Origin of the sequence: Rhodococcus triatomae (assembly GCF_014217785.1) — a bacterium.
GTDB lineage: Bacteria > Actinomycetota > Actinomycetes > Mycobacteriales > Mycobacteriaceae > Rhodococcus_F > Rhodococcus_F triatomae.
Window position 1 is genome coordinate 2,747,835 of record NZ_CP048814.1, and the last position, 16,538, is coordinate 2,764,372.

The 16,538-nt window shown below is 69.6% G+C and carries 18 protein-coding genes; 8 read left to right on the forward strand and 10 right to left on the reverse strand.

Annotated elements, in window-relative coordinates; all coding sequences use genetic code 11:
* Window positions 1–54: 54 nt before the first annotated feature.
* Both G4H71_RS12905 and G4H71_RS12910 read right to left on the reverse strand, forming a co-directional pair.
* Window positions 55–1,170 (reverse strand): glycoside hydrolase family 183 protein, encoded by a 1,116-nt coding sequence (locus G4H71_RS12905; RefSeq protein ID WP_072737082.1) that lies wholly within the window; start codon window positions 1,168–1,170, stop codon window positions 55–57.
* 219 nt (window positions 1,171–1,389) lie between these two features.
* A complete protein-coding gene (locus G4H71_RS12910) occupies window positions 1,390–1,554 on the reverse strand; it encodes a hypothetical protein (protein ID WP_169847127.1) in 165 nt (54 codons plus the stop codon).
* Between the two features lie 157 nt (window positions 1,555–1,711).
* Here G4H71_RS12910 and G4H71_RS12915 point away from each other — a divergent pair, with 157 nt between their 5' ends.
* Window positions 1,712–2,329, forward strand: a complete 618-nt coding sequence (locus tag G4H71_RS12915; protein WP_072737081.1) for a DUF3060 domain-containing protein — start codon at window positions 1,712–1,714, stop codon at window positions 2,327–2,329.
* Window positions 2,330–2,342: 13 nt separating this feature from the next.
* Here the strand turns inward: G4H71_RS12915 and G4H71_RS12920 are convergent, their stop codons facing one another.
* A complete protein-coding gene (locus G4H71_RS12920; RefSeq protein WP_072737080.1) occupies window positions 2,343–3,494 on the reverse strand; it encodes an alkaline phosphatase family protein in 1,152 nt (383 codons plus the stop codon).
* 90 nt (window positions 3,495–3,584) lie between these two features.
* Here G4H71_RS12920 and G4H71_RS12925 point away from each other — a divergent pair, with 90 nt between their 5' ends.
* Together G4H71_RS12925 and G4H71_RS12930 are read left to right on the forward strand one after the other, a co-directional pair.
* Entirely contained in the window at window positions 3,585–5,066 is a 1,482-nt protein-coding gene (locus G4H71_RS12925; RefSeq protein WP_072737079.1) for a flavin-containing monooxygenase, read from the forward strand.
* A gap of 75 nt (window positions 5,067–5,141) precedes the next feature.
* Window positions 5,142–6,104 (forward strand): alpha/beta fold hydrolase, encoded by a 963-nt coding sequence (locus tag G4H71_RS12930; protein ID WP_072737078.1) that lies wholly within the window; start codon window positions 5,142–5,144, stop codon window positions 6,102–6,104.
* Here the strand turns inward: G4H71_RS12930 and G4H71_RS12935 are convergent.
* A complete protein-coding gene (locus G4H71_RS12935) occupies window positions 6,049–6,828 on the reverse strand; it encodes a VOC family protein (protein ID WP_072737258.1) in 780 nt (259 codons plus the stop codon). The genes G4H71_RS12930 and G4H71_RS12935 overlap by 56 nt on opposite strands.
* 139 nt (window positions 6,829–6,967) lie before the next feature.
* On the opposite strand from G4H71_RS12935, the gene G4H71_RS12940 reads away from it, so the two are divergent.
* Entirely contained in the window at window positions 6,968–8,245 is a 1,278-nt protein-coding gene (locus tag G4H71_RS12940) for a lactate 2-monooxygenase (RefSeq protein WP_072737077.1), read from the forward strand.
* Here the strand turns inward: G4H71_RS12940 and G4H71_RS12945 are convergent, their stop codons facing one another.
* Window positions 8,246–8,743: an MTB12 C-terminal domain-containing protein gene (locus tag G4H71_RS12945; RefSeq protein WP_139183202.1), complete on the reverse strand. Its 498-nt coding sequence runs from the start codon at window positions 8,741–8,743 to the stop codon at window positions 8,246–8,248.
* Window positions 8,744–8,815: 72 nt separating this feature from the next.
* Window positions 8,816–9,739: a GmrSD restriction endonuclease domain-containing protein gene (locus G4H71_RS12950; RefSeq protein ID WP_083342993.1), complete on the reverse strand. Its 924-nt coding sequence runs from the start codon at window positions 9,737–9,739 to the stop codon at window positions 8,816–8,818.
* 241 nt (window positions 9,740–9,980) lie between these two features.
* Here G4H71_RS12950 and G4H71_RS12955 point away from each other — a divergent pair, with 241 nt between their 5' ends.
* Window positions 9,981–10,700 (forward strand): hypothetical protein, encoded by a 720-nt coding sequence (locus G4H71_RS12955; RefSeq protein ID WP_139183203.1) that lies wholly within the window; start codon window positions 9,981–9,983, stop codon window positions 10,698–10,700.
* A gap of 13 nt (window positions 10,701–10,713) precedes the next feature.
* Here G4H71_RS12955 and G4H71_RS12960 read toward each other — a convergent pair whose 3' ends face one another.
* From G4H71_RS12960 to G4H71_RS12970, 3 genes are all read right to left on the reverse strand, one after another.
* Entirely contained in the window at window positions 10,714–12,225 is a 1,512-nt protein-coding gene (locus tag G4H71_RS12960) for an ATP-dependent DNA ligase (RefSeq protein WP_072737074.1), read from the reverse strand.
* 73 nt (window positions 12,226–12,298) lie between these two features.
* A complete protein-coding gene (locus G4H71_RS12965; protein ID WP_072737073.1) occupies window positions 12,299–12,934 on the reverse strand; it encodes a response regulator in 636 nt (211 codons plus the stop codon).
* Window positions 12,931–14,130 (reverse strand): sensor histidine kinase, encoded by a 1,200-nt coding sequence (locus G4H71_RS12970; protein WP_072737256.1) that lies wholly within the window; start codon window positions 14,128–14,130, stop codon window positions 12,931–12,933. Before G4H71_RS12970 ends, G4H71_RS12965 begins: the two co-directional genes overlap by 4 nt.
* A gap of 108 nt (window positions 14,131–14,238) precedes the next feature.
* On the opposite strand from G4H71_RS12970, the gene G4H71_RS12975 reads away from it, so the two are divergent.
* Complete coding sequence (locus G4H71_RS12975; RefSeq protein ID WP_072737072.1) at window positions 14,239–14,418, forward strand: hypothetical protein; 180 nt, start codon at window positions 14,239–14,241, stop codon at window positions 14,416–14,418.
* A gap of 1 nt (window position 14,419) precedes the next feature.
* The gene (locus G4H71_RS12980; protein WP_072737071.1) at window positions 14,420–15,121 is read left to right on the forward strand and encodes a GAP family protein; all 702 of its coding nucleotides are present in this window, start codon (window positions 14,420–14,422) and stop codon (window positions 15,119–15,121) included.
* Between the two features lie 42 nt (window positions 15,122–15,163).
* Here G4H71_RS12980 and G4H71_RS12985 read toward each other — a convergent pair whose 3' ends face one another.
* On the reverse strand, window positions 15,164–15,310 hold the full coding sequence (locus tag G4H71_RS12985) for a hypothetical protein (protein ID WP_169847126.1): 147 nt from the start codon (window positions 15,308–15,310) through the stop codon (window positions 15,164–15,166).
* Between the two features lie 130 nt (window positions 15,311–15,440).
* On the opposite strand from G4H71_RS12985, the gene ligD reads away from it, so the two are divergent.
* The gene (gene ligD / locus G4H71_RS12990; protein WP_072737070.1) at window positions 15,441–16,412 is read left to right on the forward strand and encodes a non-homologous end-joining DNA ligase; all 972 of its coding nucleotides are present in this window, start codon (window positions 15,441–15,443) and stop codon (window positions 16,410–16,412) included.
* The last annotated feature ends 126 nt before the right edge of the window (window positions 16,413–16,538 follow it).

The window sequence follows — 16,538 nt, forward strand, 5'->3', positions numbered from 1 at the left end:
CGCTAGCGTGCGGACGGTCGCCGTCGGCGGTGCAGGGGGTCGGTGGTGCAGGGGTCAGTGGTGCAGCGTGGTCCGCATCAGCAGGACGTTGTAGTTCGAGTGCACCGTGGTGAGGAAGTAGAGGTCCGGACCCGACGACCAGGGGTGGATGTACGCGCCGTACGCGGACGGCAGTTCGTGCTCGGCAACCAGGACCTCGGGGTGGCCCCACGGCCCGGTCGGGGTCGGGGAACGCCGCATGACGACGTTGTTGTAGCCGTCGGTGGTGAGCATGAGGTACTGGCCGAGGTACTCGTTCCAGTCGACCGACAACTCGCCGACGCCGCCGTCCGCGACGGGGCGGGCGACGTCCGGGTTGCCCTTGACCCACGTGCCGCCGTCCCAGTACTCGTACGCGCCCAGGTCCATGATCTGAGCCTCGGGGACCCGCGAGACGTGGACGAAGCCACCGCGCCCGGAGGGGGTGCCGTACTGGTAGACGAAGCCGCCGGCCTTGAGGAAGGCCCCCATCTGGAAGTTCGCGTTGCCGCCCTCGTTCGGCCGGACGGTCTCCGGTGCCAGCGCCCAATTCTCGCCGTTGTCGTGCGAGTACGCGAGCTGTGAATCGTTGGTGACCCACTTGCCGGCCTCGCCCCAGTGGTTGACCGACATCATCGACATCACCTGGGTGTCGCCCACGGCCACACCCGCGGTGGGGATCTTGCTGATCTCGATGCCGGGGATCTTCGGGCTGGGCAGCAATTCCTTGGACTGGCCGAGGAAGTCACGCGGCGAACTGTCGAAGGTCATGCCGTCGGCGAGGTTGCGGTCGCTGCTGCGGAACAGGGTGCTGCTGCGCCAGGACCACAAGCTGCCCGAGAGCAGGTTCGGGAGCCCGAGGCCCGCCGAGTCGCCGAACGCGACGAGCACCTCTCCGTGCCCGTTGTCCCACATGATGCCCAGGTCGGTGCCGAGCACGTTCGAGTCCTGGGTGCGGTTCTCGCTGAGCAGGCCCGTCAGCTGCGCGACGGCCTGGCTGGGCCCGGTCAGGTGTGGCAACCCGGTGGTGCCGTTGAGGCCGGGGATGGGATTGACCATGTTCGGATTGGCGGCCGCGGGTGCCGCCGTGGCGATGACGGTGGCGGCGACGCCGCTCAGTGCCGCCAGGGTCAGTGCTCCGGTGCGCTTCACGCTTCTATCCCATCCTCAGGTCTCTTCCGGGCGCGGGCGCCCCTTCCGAATCCATCTCCCCCATGGAGACGTGCGAACATCGCGGCGAACACGGCGTTCGATGTCACGAAACGTGAAAAGGCTAACAAAAGTCACGGGTGACCCGAGGCACTTCTGCCCTACCGGGCGGGGACGCCGACGCAGCTATCGGCGAGTAACCGGCCGTGACCGTCGGGGCGATCAGCCGTGACGGGTGTCGTCGTGGTCGCCGGGCGTCGAGCCGATCGAGGTACGGTCCGTGCGCCGTTCGATACGGTCGGCACGGGCGATCGAGCGGCCGACGATCACGGCCACCGGAACGGACAGCACCGCCCAGACGCCGAGGCCGATCCATACCCAGAGCACGTTCCCATTCTGGCACCCGGCCGTCGAAGGCCCCTGTCGGCCGGGCCTTCGTTGCGCGATTGTGGCCGCCGCGCGTCGATGTGCGGGATCACGCGCTCCGGGTTCGGTACCTTGCCCACGAGTGTTGCGGGCCGAAGTGCAGGAGGCGGGACGGGGAATGGCGACGAATCGTCGGATGCGTGCGGTGGTGGCGGCACTTGCCGTGGGGTTGACGGTCTCCGGATGCGGCTCGGGCACGAGTGGCGTGTCCTCGGCCGACGGAGCGGAATCGGTGGCGAATGCCCCGGACGGTTCCGACTGTGCCGGTCGGGACATGGTGATCGACCGGGACGGCGAGGCGGTGGCCCTCCAAGGGGAGTGTGGCACCGTCCTGGTGCGCGCGAACGGGGTGCAGCTGTACATCGACTCCGCCGAAACCGTCGTGCTCGACGGTCAGGGAATCGGCGTGTCCGGTGGGCAGGCGGATGCGGTGATCCTGTCGGGCCGCAGCGGTCGATCGACCATCGAATCGGTGGGTTCGCTCGCCGTTCGGGGCAACGGCATGACCGTCGACGCACGGGAGGTGGCGTCCGTGGATCTGACCGGCAGCGGAAACGTGCTCTCCGTCGAGCAGGCCACCGCGGTCACCGTGGCGGGCAACGACAACACCGTGCGTGCGGGCGAGTTGGGCGAGGTCGAGGTGACCGGTTCGCACAACACCGTCGAGTGGACGGACACGCCGGTCGAGGTCGTGCGGGACACGGGGGCCCAGAACACCCTGTCCGGTCCCCGCTAGGGCCCGGCCCCCGCTACGAGTGGGCGAGCAGGAGCGGCACGAGTAGTTCGTCGTCGGTGAGCGCTCCGTGCTGTCCGATCAGCTCGGCCAGGACCGGCTCGCTGCGGTGACGGACGACGGCGGTGCGGTCCCGCGCGAAGGCGAGGACGTCGCCGATCCGTTCCCGGGCAACGGAAGTCACCGTAGGGCCGAACATTCCGGCGGCGATCGCCTCCGCGCGGGTGCCGATCCACATCCGATCGCCGAGATGCTCCCGCCACCGGTGTGCCACCGCGTCGGCAGTCCCCGGCGCGGTGTGGATGTGGCGGCACCGCGGTTCGCCCGCGAGCGCGATCACGTCCTGTGACAGCGTGGGGACGTCGTCGAACTCGATGCGATCCGACGCGGAGACGGTGACCATGCCGTGGTCGGCGGTGACCAGTAGTGCGGTGTCGGCCGGCAGGGTGGTGGCGAGCCGGCTCACGAACAGGTCGGCGACCCGGAGTTCGTGGCACCAGGACAGGCTCTCCGGTCCGTAGACGTGCCCGAGGGTGTCGATCTCGCTGATGTAGCAGTAGGTCAGCGATCGGTCGGAGGATCCGGCAGCGGTGACGGTGTGGGCGAGGAGGTCGCCGTGTCCGTGCACCCCGACGAAGTTCGCGCCCCGCAGTGCTGCTCTGGTCAGCCCGCTGTCGTGGAAGGAAGCGGGGAGCACCGTCGTGCACCGGACCCCGGCGGCGGAAGCGCGTTCGAATGCGGTGGCCGACGGCTGGGCGAGTTCGGGGGCGAAGTCGGTGCGGAGGTCGCGGTTCCCGCCGACGCTGTGCCAGGACAGCCAGTTGATCTGGTCGTCGAGTTCGGGGACCCAGGACCGGTAGCCGGTGACCCCGTGGCGTCCGGCCGGCGTGCCCGTGCCCAGGGTGGTGATGCTCGTGGCCGTGGTGGTCGGGAATCCCGCACGGATCGGTCCGCCTTCCGCCCCGGCGAGGAAGGGCGCGTGATCGAGGTTGCGGTGCAACAGATTCCAGCCCAGGCCGTCGACCAGCAGGACGACGTAGCGATCGCGGCGCGGCAGGCTCAGGGCGCCCGGCTCGCCCGGTACGCCGAGTGCGGACAGTACCGACGGCAGGACGTCGGCCAGGGACGCGCGGGAGTGGACGTCCAGTGGGGGAACGGCGGCGGTCATGGCTACCAGTGTGCGCCCGACCCCGCCGGTCTTCCCGTTACCGACGGATACAGATAGTCTCGGGGGAGGGGTATGAGAGGGAGGTCACACATGGTGACGCAGCACGACGCCGTGATCGTCGGAGCAGGTTTCGGCGGCATGGGTGCCGGTATCCAACTGAAGCGGATGGGGCTCGACGACATCGTGATCCTCGAGCGCGAGGACGACCTCGGCGGTACCTGGCACGTCAACAGGTACCCGGGCCTGGCGGTCGACATCGCCTCGGTGACCTATTCGTACTCCTTCGAGCCCAATCCGTACTGGTCGAGGCTGTTCGCTCCCGGAAACGAGCTCGAACGCTACGCGCACCACGTCGCGGACAAGTACGACCTGCGCAGGCACATGCGGTTCGGCACCGTCGTCGACGGCGCACGCTGGGACGAGGAGAACCGGCACTGGGTGGTCTCGGTGGCGGGCGGCGAGCAGATCACCGCGCGCTACCTGCTCACCGCCACGGGATTTCTTTCCCAGCCGCACACGCCGGACATTCCCGGGATCGAGACGTTCGCGGGCACGGTGATGCACACGACCGCCTGGGACGGCGACCGTGATCTCACCGGCGCCAGGGCGGCGGTCATCGGTACCGGCGCGACGGCGGTGCAGCTGGTTCCGGAGCTGGCGCGGGTGGTGGACGACCTCACCGTCTACCAGCGCACCCCGATCTGGGTCGTGCCCAAGCTCGACGTCCCGATACCGCGGGTGGTCCAACGGCTCTTCGCACGCGTGCCCTTCACTCAGAAGATCGCCCGGGCGATCAGCACCTCGATCCTCGAGGCCGTGATGGTCAGCGCGGTCCTGCACTTCCGTCAGGCGAAGTTCCTCAACCGGGGTGCGGCGCTGGCCGCGAAGGCACACCTGCGGCGTCAGGTGCCCGATCCCGGGCTGCGTCGTCGGCTGACGCCCGACTACGACTTCGGGTGCAAGCGGCCGACCTTCTCCAACACGTACTTCCGTACCTTCACCCGACCGGACGTGCACCTCGAGTCGGCGTCGATCGACCGGATCGAACCCGATCGCATCGTGACCGTGGACGGGCGGGAGCGGGAGATCGACACCCTGGTGCTGGCCACCGGGTTCGATCTCTGGAAGACGAACTTCCCGGCGATCGAGGTGATCGGACGGGACGGTCGGAATCTCGGGAAGTGGTGGCGCGAAAACAGGTTTCAGGCCTACGAGGGGGTCGCCGTCCCGCACTTCCCCAACTTCCTCACACTCAACAGCCCGTACGCGTACAGCGGTCTGTCGTACTTCACCACGATCGAGTCGCAGATGAAGCACATCGAGCGGTTGCTGTCGGAGGTGGCGCGCCGGAACGCGGACACGTTCGAGGTCACCGAACGAGCCAACACCGACTTCCTGGATCGGATGACCAGCAATCTCGACGACTCGGTGTTCTACCGCGGTAGTTGTGCCACCTCGCGTAGCTACTACTTCAACCCGCACGGCGAGGCCGCGTTGCTGCGCCCCACGTCGACGATCAACGCCTTCCGGGAGGCGCGCGCGTTTCCGCTCGAGGACTACGCGATCAAGTGATCGGGTGACTACGGTGGTGGTCCGTCCGCCACCCCGGCGCGTGACGTGACGACGGTCACGTGCGAAGCTGTCGGTATGTGGGACATCGCACGCCCTCAGCTGGAGGGATCCGTCTCGGTGGCTCCCGGTCGCAGGCTGGGATTCGCCGAGTTCGGGGCCGCACGCGGCCGCACCGTCATCTGGATGCACGGCACCCCGGGTGCCCGTAGGCAGATCCCGACGGAGGCCCGGGCGTTCGCCGAGCGCGCGGAGATCCGCCTGATCGGTATCGACCGTCCCGGCGTCGGCTCGTCGACCACACACACGTACGGTTCGGTGCTCGAGTTCGCCGACGATCTCGACGTGTTCGCCGATGTCCTCGGCATCGGCGAGATGGCGATCGTCGGGCTCTCCGGCGGCGGGCCGTACACCCTGGCCGCCGCGCACGCGCTGCCCGACCGGGTGGTGGCCGCGGGCGTCATCGGCGGGGTGCCGCCCACGCGCGGCCCGGACGCCAGCCGCGGCGGGTTGCTCGACGTGGCGACGGCACTGGCGCCGGTCCTGGCCACGGCGGGGACCCCGATCGGGCTCGCGGCCAGCACGTTCGTGAGATTCGCCCGACCGGTGGCCTCGCCCATCATCGATCTGTACGGGCTGCTGTCCCCCGAGGGCGACCGGCGGTTGCTGGCCCGCCCCGAGTTCAAGGCGATGTTTCTCGACGACCTGCTGCACGGCGGCAGGAAGCAGTTCGGAGCCCCGTTCGCCGACGTGGTCCTGTTCGCCAGGGACTGGGGCTTCGAACTCGGTGACGTGCAGACGCCGGTGCGCTGGTGGCACGGGGACTGCGACCACATCATTCCGTACCGGCACGGCGAACACGTCGTGGATCGGCTGCCGAACGCGACCATCACCCCGATGCCCGGCGAGAGCCATCTGGGCGGGCTTGGCCGGGCCGAGGAAATCCTCACCACCCTGATGGACCTGTGGGACCGGAAGGCCGGAGTCACGAGCCTTCAGTCACGCTCACGATCTGGAGGGACGAGCCCAGCGGGTCGCTGATCGCCGCGAGACGTCCGTACGGGGTGTCCTCCGGCGCGCGGAGAACGCTGCCGCCGAGTTCGGTGACCGCCCGCAGGGCGGCGTCGGTGTCGTCGACCCCCACGTAGAACTGCCAGAACGACGGCACACCGCTCGGCAGGATCCGGGAGGCATCCATGAGCCCGGCGACCGGCTGCCCGTCCAGATCTGCCTGGGCGTAGCGGAACCGGTCGCTGTCCTCGAGGGTGACCCAGGACCAGCCGAACACCCCGCTGTAGAACACCTTGGATCTCGGGAAGTCACGAGTGTACGACTCGTGCCAGACCGGGGCGCCGGGCTCGTCGACGAGCCCGAATCCCGTGTGGCCACCGGCCTCCCACACCCCGAAGATCGCACCGGCCGAGTCCGCGAGGATCGCCATGCTGCCCTGGTCGCCGATCTGCATCGTGGGTGCGACGATCTGGCCGCCCGTATCGACGGCTCGCGTGGTGGTGGCCTCGGCATCTGCCACCGACAGGTAGACGGTCCACACCTCGGCGTACGGGTTGTCCGGCTGGCGCGGGCCCAGGCCGGCGATGGGCTCGCCGCGCAGGCTGAACATCGTGTAGCCGCCGTACTGCGGGTCGGGGTCCGTCGCGGCGGTCCATCCGAACAGCCCGGTGTAGAACTCTGCGGCGCGGTCGGTGTCCGAGCTGGTCAGATCCACCCAGCAGGGTGCGCCGACGAGGTCGGGGCGATGGGACATGGAATCTCCTCGGGTCGGCCGGTGGAATCCCTCTGCGTCGGCCCGCGGTAGCGTGGTGCCGATCACAGGTTGCAGGGACCAACCTACGCGGGGGAACCGACAGCCGTGCCGAGATCGTGACGAGCGGAAGGGGCAGTCGGTGTCGACGCAGGAGAGTGCAGGCCGGGCACGGCAGAACACGATCTATCGGGACGGCGTGTTCGGGAAGCGCCCGTCGGTGCCGACCGATTTCGCGGGGCTCGAGGCCGCCGCACGCCGCAAGATGTCGCCCAAGGCGTGGGCGTACGTGCACGGCGGGGCCGGGTCGGGTTCGACGATGTCCGCGAATCGCGCGGCGTTCGACCGCTGGCAGATCGTGCCGCGCGTCCTGCGCGACGTGTCGGAGCGCGACCTCGGTGTCGAGTTGTTCGGACGTCGGCTTCCGGCTCCGGTCCTGCTCGCCCCGGTCGGCGCGGCCGAACTCGCCCACCCCGACGCGGATGTGGCAATCGCCTCCGCTGCAGGAGAACTCGGAGTTCCGTACATCTTCTCCAACCAGGGCTGCGCGCCGATGGAGGAGAGCGCGGCGGCGATGGGGGACGCGCCTCGGTGGTTCCAGTTGTACTGGAGCACCGACGACGACCTCGTCGACAGCTTCCTGGACCGGGCGCGCCGCATCTCCGCCGACGCGATCGTGGTCACCCTGGACACGACCATGCTGGGATGGCGCCCCGAGGACCTGAATCTCGGCTCGCTCCCGTTCGCCCAGGGGCAGGGAATCGCCCAGTACACCTCGGATCCGGTGTTCCGCCGGATCGTGCGCGAACGCATCGCGGCCGTCACCGAGAAGCCCGAGGTGAAGGTGACACTCGGTGCCGTCAAGGCCCTGCTGTCGATGACGAGCCGGTACCCCGGACGGTTCCTGGACAACCTCCGTTCACCGGAACCGCGTGCCGCGGTCGAGACGTTCCTCGACATCTATTCGCGTCCCTCGCTGTCCTGGTCGGACATCGAGTCGCTGCGCGAGCGCACCTCGCTTCCGGTGCTGCTCAAGGGCGTCCTTCATCCCGACGATGCACGCCGCGCGATCGATGCCGGAGTGGACGGGCTGGTGGTGTCGAACCACGGGGGACGTCAGGTCGACGGATCGGTGGCGGCGCTCGATGCGCTCACCGACATCGCGCCCGTCGTCGACGGAAGGCTGAAACTCGTCCTCGACAGCGGGATCCGTTCGGGCGCCGACGTGTTCAAGGCTCTCGCGCTCGGTGCGGATGCGGTCACGCTGGGGCGGCCGCACCTGTACGGACTGGCCTTGGCGGGCCGCGACGGGGTCCGGGACGTGACCGCCAACCTGCTCGCGGAGTTCGATCTGACCGTGGGACTCAGCGGACTGACCTCCGTGGCCGAGATCGACCGGGACGCCCTGCGCCGCGTCTGATCAGCCGCAGTCGACCTGCTCGCACACCCAGTCGCGGGAGAGTTTCCAGGCGCCGTCCTCGGCGACGAATTCCACTGTCACGCGGTCGGTCTCGGGAGTGCCGTCGACGGACCGGACGCCTGTCCCCTCGGCGGTTCCCGCGCCGGGCATGTACAGATCGGTGATCTCGATCGTCCAGTTCTCCGCGGCCAGGTTCCCGGCCGCCGTGTCGTTCGATTCGGCGGGTCCGGAGATGGCGGCCGCGCTCTGCGCCGGATCGGCGTCGGAGCCGAAGGCGGCGTTGGCGATCGCGGTCAGCTCCTCCGGGATCGGCGGCAGCAGGGTGGGCAGTGGAGCGGTATCAGGGGATTCGCCGGTGGTGGTCTGCCCGGGGCCGGCGTCGTCTGCGGGCGGGGCCGGATCGTCCGAGCCGCACGCCGTCAGTACGCCGAGGGACGCGGCCGCGAGCAGGCCCGCACCCGCCTGGACGACTCGGCGCGAGATGACCGGATTCCGCATGAACACACCCTCCTGCAGTTCGTGGACCCGTCGAGTATGGCAGTGGCGATCATCGACACGCGACGGGGACGATCATTCGCATGCGATGCCGTCGCCGTCGCCGTCGAGACCGGGACGGTAGCCCGGGGATCCCCGGTGAATCGGAGCGACGCCCGCGGCTCGTGCCGCAGCGCAGTGCGGATAGTAGACCTCGGAGGCCGGCTCCGCGGGTGCCGGCGCGGGATCGGGAAGAGGCTCGGGCGCGGGCGGTAGCTCGGCCCCTGTGCACCCGGACAGGATCCCGGCGATCGCATCGTGTTCGGCCTGGGTCACCCACAGCCGGTAGCGGGCCTTGACGGCCACCTGATCGGCGACGTACGTGCAGCGAAACGCACGGTTCGGCGGCAGCCAGGTGGCGGCGTCCCCGTCTCCCTTGCGCTGGTTGGTGGGTCCGTCCACGGCACGCAGGTTGAGCGGATCGTTCGCGAAGTCCGCTCTCGTCTGTGCGTCGAGTTGCTGTGCGCCCTTCTGCCACGCATCGGAGAGGGCGACGACGTGGTCGATCTGGACCGCCTCGGATGTCCGTTCGCCGCGGACGAAGTCGATCCGGGAGCCGGTGTAGGGATCGTGCAGTGTCCCGGTCGCCACGACACAGTCCCTGGTTCCCGGCCGGAAAGTGATGTCGTCGAGGTCGCGTTGCAGGATGTCGTTGCGGGTGTCGCACCCGTTGCGGCCACCGTCGACGTTCACGTCGTCGGACCATCGTTGGCCGAAGAGCGCCCGATCGTATCCGGTCTTGGGAGCACGCCCCTTGATCTCGAGGGTGGCCAGTCCGTCGAGCGCGGCGGCGACCGATTGCTCCGGCGGTGGCGGAGGAATCACGGCGTCCGCGGCCGCCGCCGGGGGTGGGACGGCGACATCGACCGGTTCGTCCGCGAGACCGGCGCACCCGCTGATCGCGATCGTGATTCCTGCCAGGAAGTATGCGGCCGGCCGCCGCCGGGTACTGCCGGTCATGGGGGTGTCGGTCTCCTCGTCGTTCTCGCGGCTGTGTCGTCTTCGCTGTGTCGTCTTCGCCGTGTCGTCCTCGCCGCGTCATTCTCGGCGTGGCCGGTGCACACGTTACGTCGGAGCCGCGACAGCACCACCGCCCGCACTCGTCGCGCATCCGCAGGGCGATTGTGCAGGCGCATAGGAGATAGGGCCCCAACCGCTGCGCGGCTCCCGAATCCCTGCGCGGTTGGAAAACGGGGGTATCGTGGCTCGACAGCGGAAGGCGCTCGCGGGGGGAGCACGACGTCACCACGGTCTGGAGGCCACGATGGGGCAACGTCCACCAGGAGTCCTCACCCGCGTCACCACGGCGTACGCCGGGGAGTGTTCCCGGGTTCCCGCCGACGACGGGCTGGCGCGGCGCGCCACGATGGCGCGTTTCACGACGGAATGCGGGTACTACCTGCTGCGGGAGGTCGGCCCACGCCGACTCACCGAGACACTCGCCGGTCTCACCGCGCTGATGGACGACAGCAGTCAGGTACGCACGGGCAGCGCGTTCGAGCGGGCCAGCGAGGAAGGGATCGCGGCGGCTCGTGCGGCGTTCTCGCGACACCGGCGGCCCGCCGACGAACTCGAATCCGCGGATCTCGAGCGTATTGCCGATCGGGTGGCGCTGCCGATGATGGCGACGCTGTTCCCCGGCGAGAAGCACGGCGGTGACGCAGTGGGCCGGCTGGTGTGCCTGTCCGAGACGCACGCGCTGGTCGAGGGGGCACAGCGACCGTATCTGTGTGCCCGGGCGATCCGCTCGGTGGCGGTGTACTTTCCGCAGTACGCGGACCAGGTGATGCTCCCGATGAAGCAATTGTCGATCGAGTGGGAGGATCAGGTGCGGCCGAGGGAACGGACCGAGGCGATGATCGCCGAGCTCGCGGCGCGGTATACGGCCACCACGCCCTTCGCGGCCGTCGGCACCCGCTGAGCTGCCTCGCGCATCACCGACGGAGCAGTGCCCGCACCGCGTCGATGGTGTCCGCGTCCGCGGCAGCCTTGTCCGGGCGGTAGCGGAGGACACGTGCGAATCTCAGTGCCAGACCGCCGGGATACCGGGTACTGGTCTGGACCCCGTCGAGCTCGATCTCCACGACGAGCTCCGGGCGCAGATGGACGGTGTGCTCGTCCCGGTGGGATTCGTGGAGTGGGAATTCCTCGGTCTGCCAACGCAACAGGGCGTCCGTGAGGCCTTTGAACGTCTTGCCCACCATGATCGGTGGCCCACCGTCGGGATCGCGGGCTCCGAGATGCAGATTCGACAGGTATCCGGTGCGCCGACCGTAGCCCCACTCGGCACCGAGCACGACGAGATCGAGGGTGTGCTCCGGTTTCACCTTCTGCCAGGTGCGTCCACGACGGCCGGCCGCATAGGGCGCGTCCAGGGCCTTGACCATGACGCCCTCGTGCCCCTCGGACAGGGCGGACTCGAGATGTTCCCCGGCGGCAGCCGCATCGGGTCGGTGCAGCGCCGGGATCCGGTGTCCGGGCGCCGCGCGGTCCAGGGCCTGCAGCCGGGTGGAGAGAGGGAGGTCGAGAAGATCCTCGCCGTCCACGTGGAGGCAGTCGAAGAAGTACGGGTGCAGCAGGAGTTCGCGGGTGCTGGTGGCGCCGAACCGGCTCATGGTCTCCTGGAACGGGCGGGGGCGGCCGGCATCGGTGAGCGCGAGGGTCTCGCCGTCGAGGACGACGCTGTGTACGGGAAGCCCGGCGACGAGCTCGACCAGTTCCGGGACCGTCCCGGTGATGTCGCGCAGGGTGCGGGTGAACACCCACACCCGATCGCCGTTGCGGTGCACCTGGATACGGGCGCCGTCGAGTTTGTACTCCACACTGACACCCGAATCGAACTCCCCCAGCGCGGATTCCAGCGACGCCGCCGGAGAGGCGAGCATCGGCCGGACCGGGCGTCCCACCTCGAGCCGGAAGGCGGCGAGGGCATCCACGCCGCCGTCGAGTGCGGCGGCAGCGGCGTCGGGGAGGCGGCCGGAGAGCATCACGGCGCGGCGCACCGGGTCGGTCGGGAGGCCGGCGGCCGCCGCGATCGCCTCGATCATGACGCCCTCGAGCGCCCCCTGCCGTAGCTCGCCGCCGAGGACCTGGACGAGGAAACGCTGCTCGTCGTCGGTGGCCCGGCCCAGCAGCCCGGCGAGGAGTTCGCGGCGGAGTGCGGCGGATCCGCGCCCGGAGGCTCGGGCGATCAGGTCCGTCGCCTCCTGCACGTCGGCGACTGTCAGGGAGGAGGAATCCACCGGCGACGCATCGGTGCCGACGATGGTGCGCCAGCCGACGCCGATCCTTCCCTGCGTGAGCTCGCCGGACAGCCACGACACCACCGGTTCGACCTCGTCCGGGGCGAGCGCCTCCAGGACGGCACGCAGCGCGTCGGACTTGGCCCGTCGCGAGCGTGTTCCCGCGACGGTCCGCGACGCGTCCACCACCGTCGAGAACAGCACGAGTCGACGCTAGCGCGTGCCGCCGACACGGTCGTCGTGTTCGAGCACGATCGGCGGCCTGCCCCTGCAGGCCCTACAGCCCGAGCTCCCGGGCGAGGATGGCCGCCTGGACCCGTGAGGACAGATGCAGCTTCGACAGCACCCGGGAGACGTGCGTCTTCACCGTCGGCCCGCCGACGCCGAGCCGGTGCGACAACTCGGCATTCGACAGACCGGCCCCGAGTAGCGCGAGCACCTCGCGTTCGCGCTCGGTGAGATCGTCGAAACCGGGCGGAGCGTCCCGTTTCGGCGGGAGCTGGACGAACTCGCCGATCAGTGCCCGGGCGGCCTGCGGCGCGAGGACGGCGTCGCCCTCGGCGACACTGCGCACCGCGCCGGTGAGTTCGTCGGAGGTCGCCGTCTTGAGCAGGAACCCGGAGGCACCGGCGCGCAGGGCGGCGAACACGTACTCGTCGAGGTCGAACGTCGTCAGGACGAGGACCCGGCTGCGTGTGGTGGCCACGATCTGCCGGGTGGCCTCGATGCCGTCGGTGCCGGGCATCCGGATGTCCATCAGCACCACGTCCGGTTCGTGTGTGCGGGTGACGGTGACGGCCGATGCGCCGTTGTCGGCCTCCGCGACGATCTCGATGTCGTCCTGGCGTCCCAGCATCATCGCCAGGCCGGACCGGATGGCGGCGTGGTCGTCGACCAGTGCCACGGTGATCATCGGTCGCCTCCCGCCGTGGTGACCGGCAGCCGCGCGGACACGCGCCAGGTGCGATCGGTGGCCCCGGCGTGCAGGGTGCCGCCGAGAAGTCCGGCGCGGTGCCGCATGTTGGCGAGCCCGTGCGCGCCCGTCGACTCGGGGGCCGAGGGGCGCCCGGGTGCCAGCGGGTTGCGGACGTCGAGGTGGAGAGTGTTCTCGCACAATCGGATCGAGACGTCGATGGGTTCTCCCGGTGCATGTTTGAGGGCGTTGGTGAGGGCCTCCTGCGCGATGCGGTACGCAGTGTGGTCCACGATGCTCGGCAGCGCGCCGGCGTCGACCTCCACCCGCGCATCGACCGTGCTTCCCGTCGCGCGGGCCGCATCGACGACGACGGGCAGTTCGACCAGCCGTGGTGGTGCCGCGCGCGGGTCGGGGGTGGTGTCCGGGTCGGTGGCGCGCAACAGTTCGATCATCGACTTCATCTCGGAAAGCCCCGCCACACTGCTCGATCGGATCGCCTTCAGGACGGTGTGCAACGCGGGATCGCTGTATGCGCCGTCCGCCGACAGAGCTGCCTCCGAGTGGATCGCGATGGCGGACAGGTGGCTGGCGATCACGTCGTGGAGATCGCGGGCCATGGTGGCGCGCTCGTGCGTGACGGCCGCCTCGCGGTCGAGTTCGGCGAGCACCTCCTGGGCCCTGGCGCGCTCACGTTCGGCGGCGGCGATTTCGGTCTGCCTGCGGATCGCCAGTCCCCACCACACCGGGGTGCCGAAGAACAGGGCGGTCACCAATCCCGCGCCCGCCGCGAACCGGATGTCCTCCTCCGCCACGTAGACCACCGTGGCGAGGGCGGCAACGGCCACCGCGGTGAGGTAGCAGACGGCGCGGCTCACCCGCGCCGACCCGTACCGGACGGCCGCGTAGACGAGGTCTGTCAGTACCAGCCAGATCGGGATGGTCGGCCCGAGAGCCAGGTCGGCGGCGAAGACGACGCTGCCGGCGGCCAGCGCGGCAGCCGGATGTGCACGGCGGAACACGTCGGCGACGCACATCAGGGCCAGAAGCCCGATTCGGAGACCGAGTGCCACGTCCGTGGGGCCGGTCCCGAGTTGGTACAGCCCGACCAGGTACAGCACCACACCGATCCCGAACGTCCCCGCGGCGATCAGCGGGTCGCTCCACCGGCCTGCATGTGGGCGTCTGGTCAACACCGGTCCATCACAGCACATCCGTGCCGGGCGTTCGTCATACCGAATGATGACGCGAATGCCTCCGGACGGCCGATGTGCCACGACCCCGTGCAGACGCAGGCTGGGGGCATGAAGATTCGATTCGAACCCGTCATCGGCGTGATCCTGATCGTCGGCGGCGCCGGTCTGTGGCTGTTCGCTCGGGACACGGAGATCTTCTGGTTCCGTGGAGGAGCGCTCGGCGTCGTCCTGATGATCGTCGGCGCCCTGGATCTCCTCAACTCCCGCCGGACCGCGACCAGGAGCTGACGTGGACGTCGTGCTGCTCGCGTCACTCGCGGGCCTGGCCCTCCTGGACAGCACGAGCATCGGCACCCTGGTCATCCCGGTGTGGATGCTCCTCGCCCCGGGCCGGCCGCCGGTGCGCCGCCTCGTCCTCTATCTCGGTGTCCTCGCCGCCTTCTACTTCGTCGTGGGCGTCCTGATACTTTCCGTCGCCCGCGCCGGCGTCGTGGTGAGCGAGGGACTGATCGACACTCCGGTCGTGCGGATCGCGCAGCTGGCCCTGGGCGTCGGTCTGTTCGCGTGGAGCTTCCGATTCGACTCGAAGAAGCGGAGGGAGGCGGGCGAATCGGATCGCACCGCCGCATGGCGCAACCGCGCTCTGCGACCGGACCGGTCATCGGGATCGGTCGCCACCTTGGCCGTGTCCGCCGGAGTGGTGGAACTGGTCACCATGTTGCCGTACCTCGCGGCCATCGCCCTGATCGTGGCGGGCGGGTACACGGTCGTGAGTTCGTTGCCGTTGCTGGCGGGGTACTGCCTGATCATGGTGATTCCGGCCGGGATCGTTCTCGCTGCTCGCGTCGCGGGCGGAGCCCGTCTGGACGGTCCGTTGCAGCGGTTGGACGGGTTCCTGTCCCGGCACGCGGACAGCGCGATCGGATGGGTGATCGGGATCGCCGGGTTCCTGCTGGCCCGCGACGCCGCCGCGGCGCTGTTCACGGGGTGAGCGCCGGACGTCGGGTGGAGGTTGCCCGTCGGGTACGGCCGCTCAGCCGGCGAGGTCGTCCGGGCCGACGACGTCGCCACGCCACTCGGCGGGGCTGACGCCGCCACCGGACCGGGCCCAGACGAGCAGGCCCACGGCGGCGAGGACGGCGACGAGGACGGCGAGCAGGCGCGCGGGGGAGTCGGTCACACCGTCATTCTGCCGGACTGTGCGGCATCGGCCCACCCACCGGCCGTCCGCTCACCGGATATCGCGAGATTGCGGGCGCGGGCGGCGCGAGGGAGCGCAGACTGGGCAGGAACCGTGAGAGGTGGTGCCCATGGCGTCGAGCAGGAAGGCCTCGCCCGCAGTCGAACTCGAGGTGGACGGCCGGACGGTCCGGATCTCCAATCCGGACCGGATCTACTTCCCCGAGACCGGCACCACCAAGCTGGATCTGGTGAACTACTACCTGAGCGTCGGTGACGGGATCGTGCGCGCGCTGGGGGATCGTCCGTGCATGTTGCACCGCTTCCCCGACGGGCTCGCGGGCGACAAGGTGCACCAGAAACGCCTGCCTCGTGGTGCGCCGGAATGGATCCGGACCGTGCGCGTGGATTTTCCGCGCTACGGGCGGCACGCGGACGAACTGTGCGTCACGCATCTCGCGGACGTCGTGTGGGCCGTGCAGATGTCGACGGTGGAGTTCCACCCGTGGAACTCGCGCCGCGCCGACGTCGAACGTCCGGACGAGTGGCGCATCGACCTCGATCCGATGCCGGACTGCGACTTCGACTGCGTGCGCCGCGTCGCGTCGGTGGTGCACGAGGTGCTCGACGAGATCGGCGCGACCGGGTGGCCGAAGACGTCCGGCGGGCGCGGGCTGCACGTGTACGTCCGGATCGAGCCGCGGTGGGGATTCGGGGACGTCCGCCGGGCCGCCCTCGCCTTCGCTCGGGAAGTGGAGCGACGCAGCCCCCAGGACGTGACCACCACGTGGTGGCGCAAGGACCGCGATCCGGCGAAGCTGTTCGTCGACTACAACCAGAACGCTCGTGATCACACCATCGCGAGCGCGTACTCGGTGCGGGGGGTGCCGTCGGCGACCGTGTCGACCCCGGTGACGTGGGACGAGATCCACGACGTCGACCCTCGTGCCTTCACCGTCGAGACCGTGCCCGCCCGGTTCGCCGAACTCGGCGACCTGCACGCGGGCATCGACGACGCGGTGTTCGCCCTCGACCCGCTCCTGGAATGGGCGGAGCGGGACGAGGCCGCGGGCGCCGCGGACCCGGGTGGCGCCGACCACTGAACCGGCTGCTGTTCACACGACGGCAACAACGTTAACCAGTTTGTGATCGGCTGTCATTGCCGTGCAACAACATTCGCCTAGTGTCCGTCCTGGAATACGCACGCGTATACGAGCGCGAACACACGC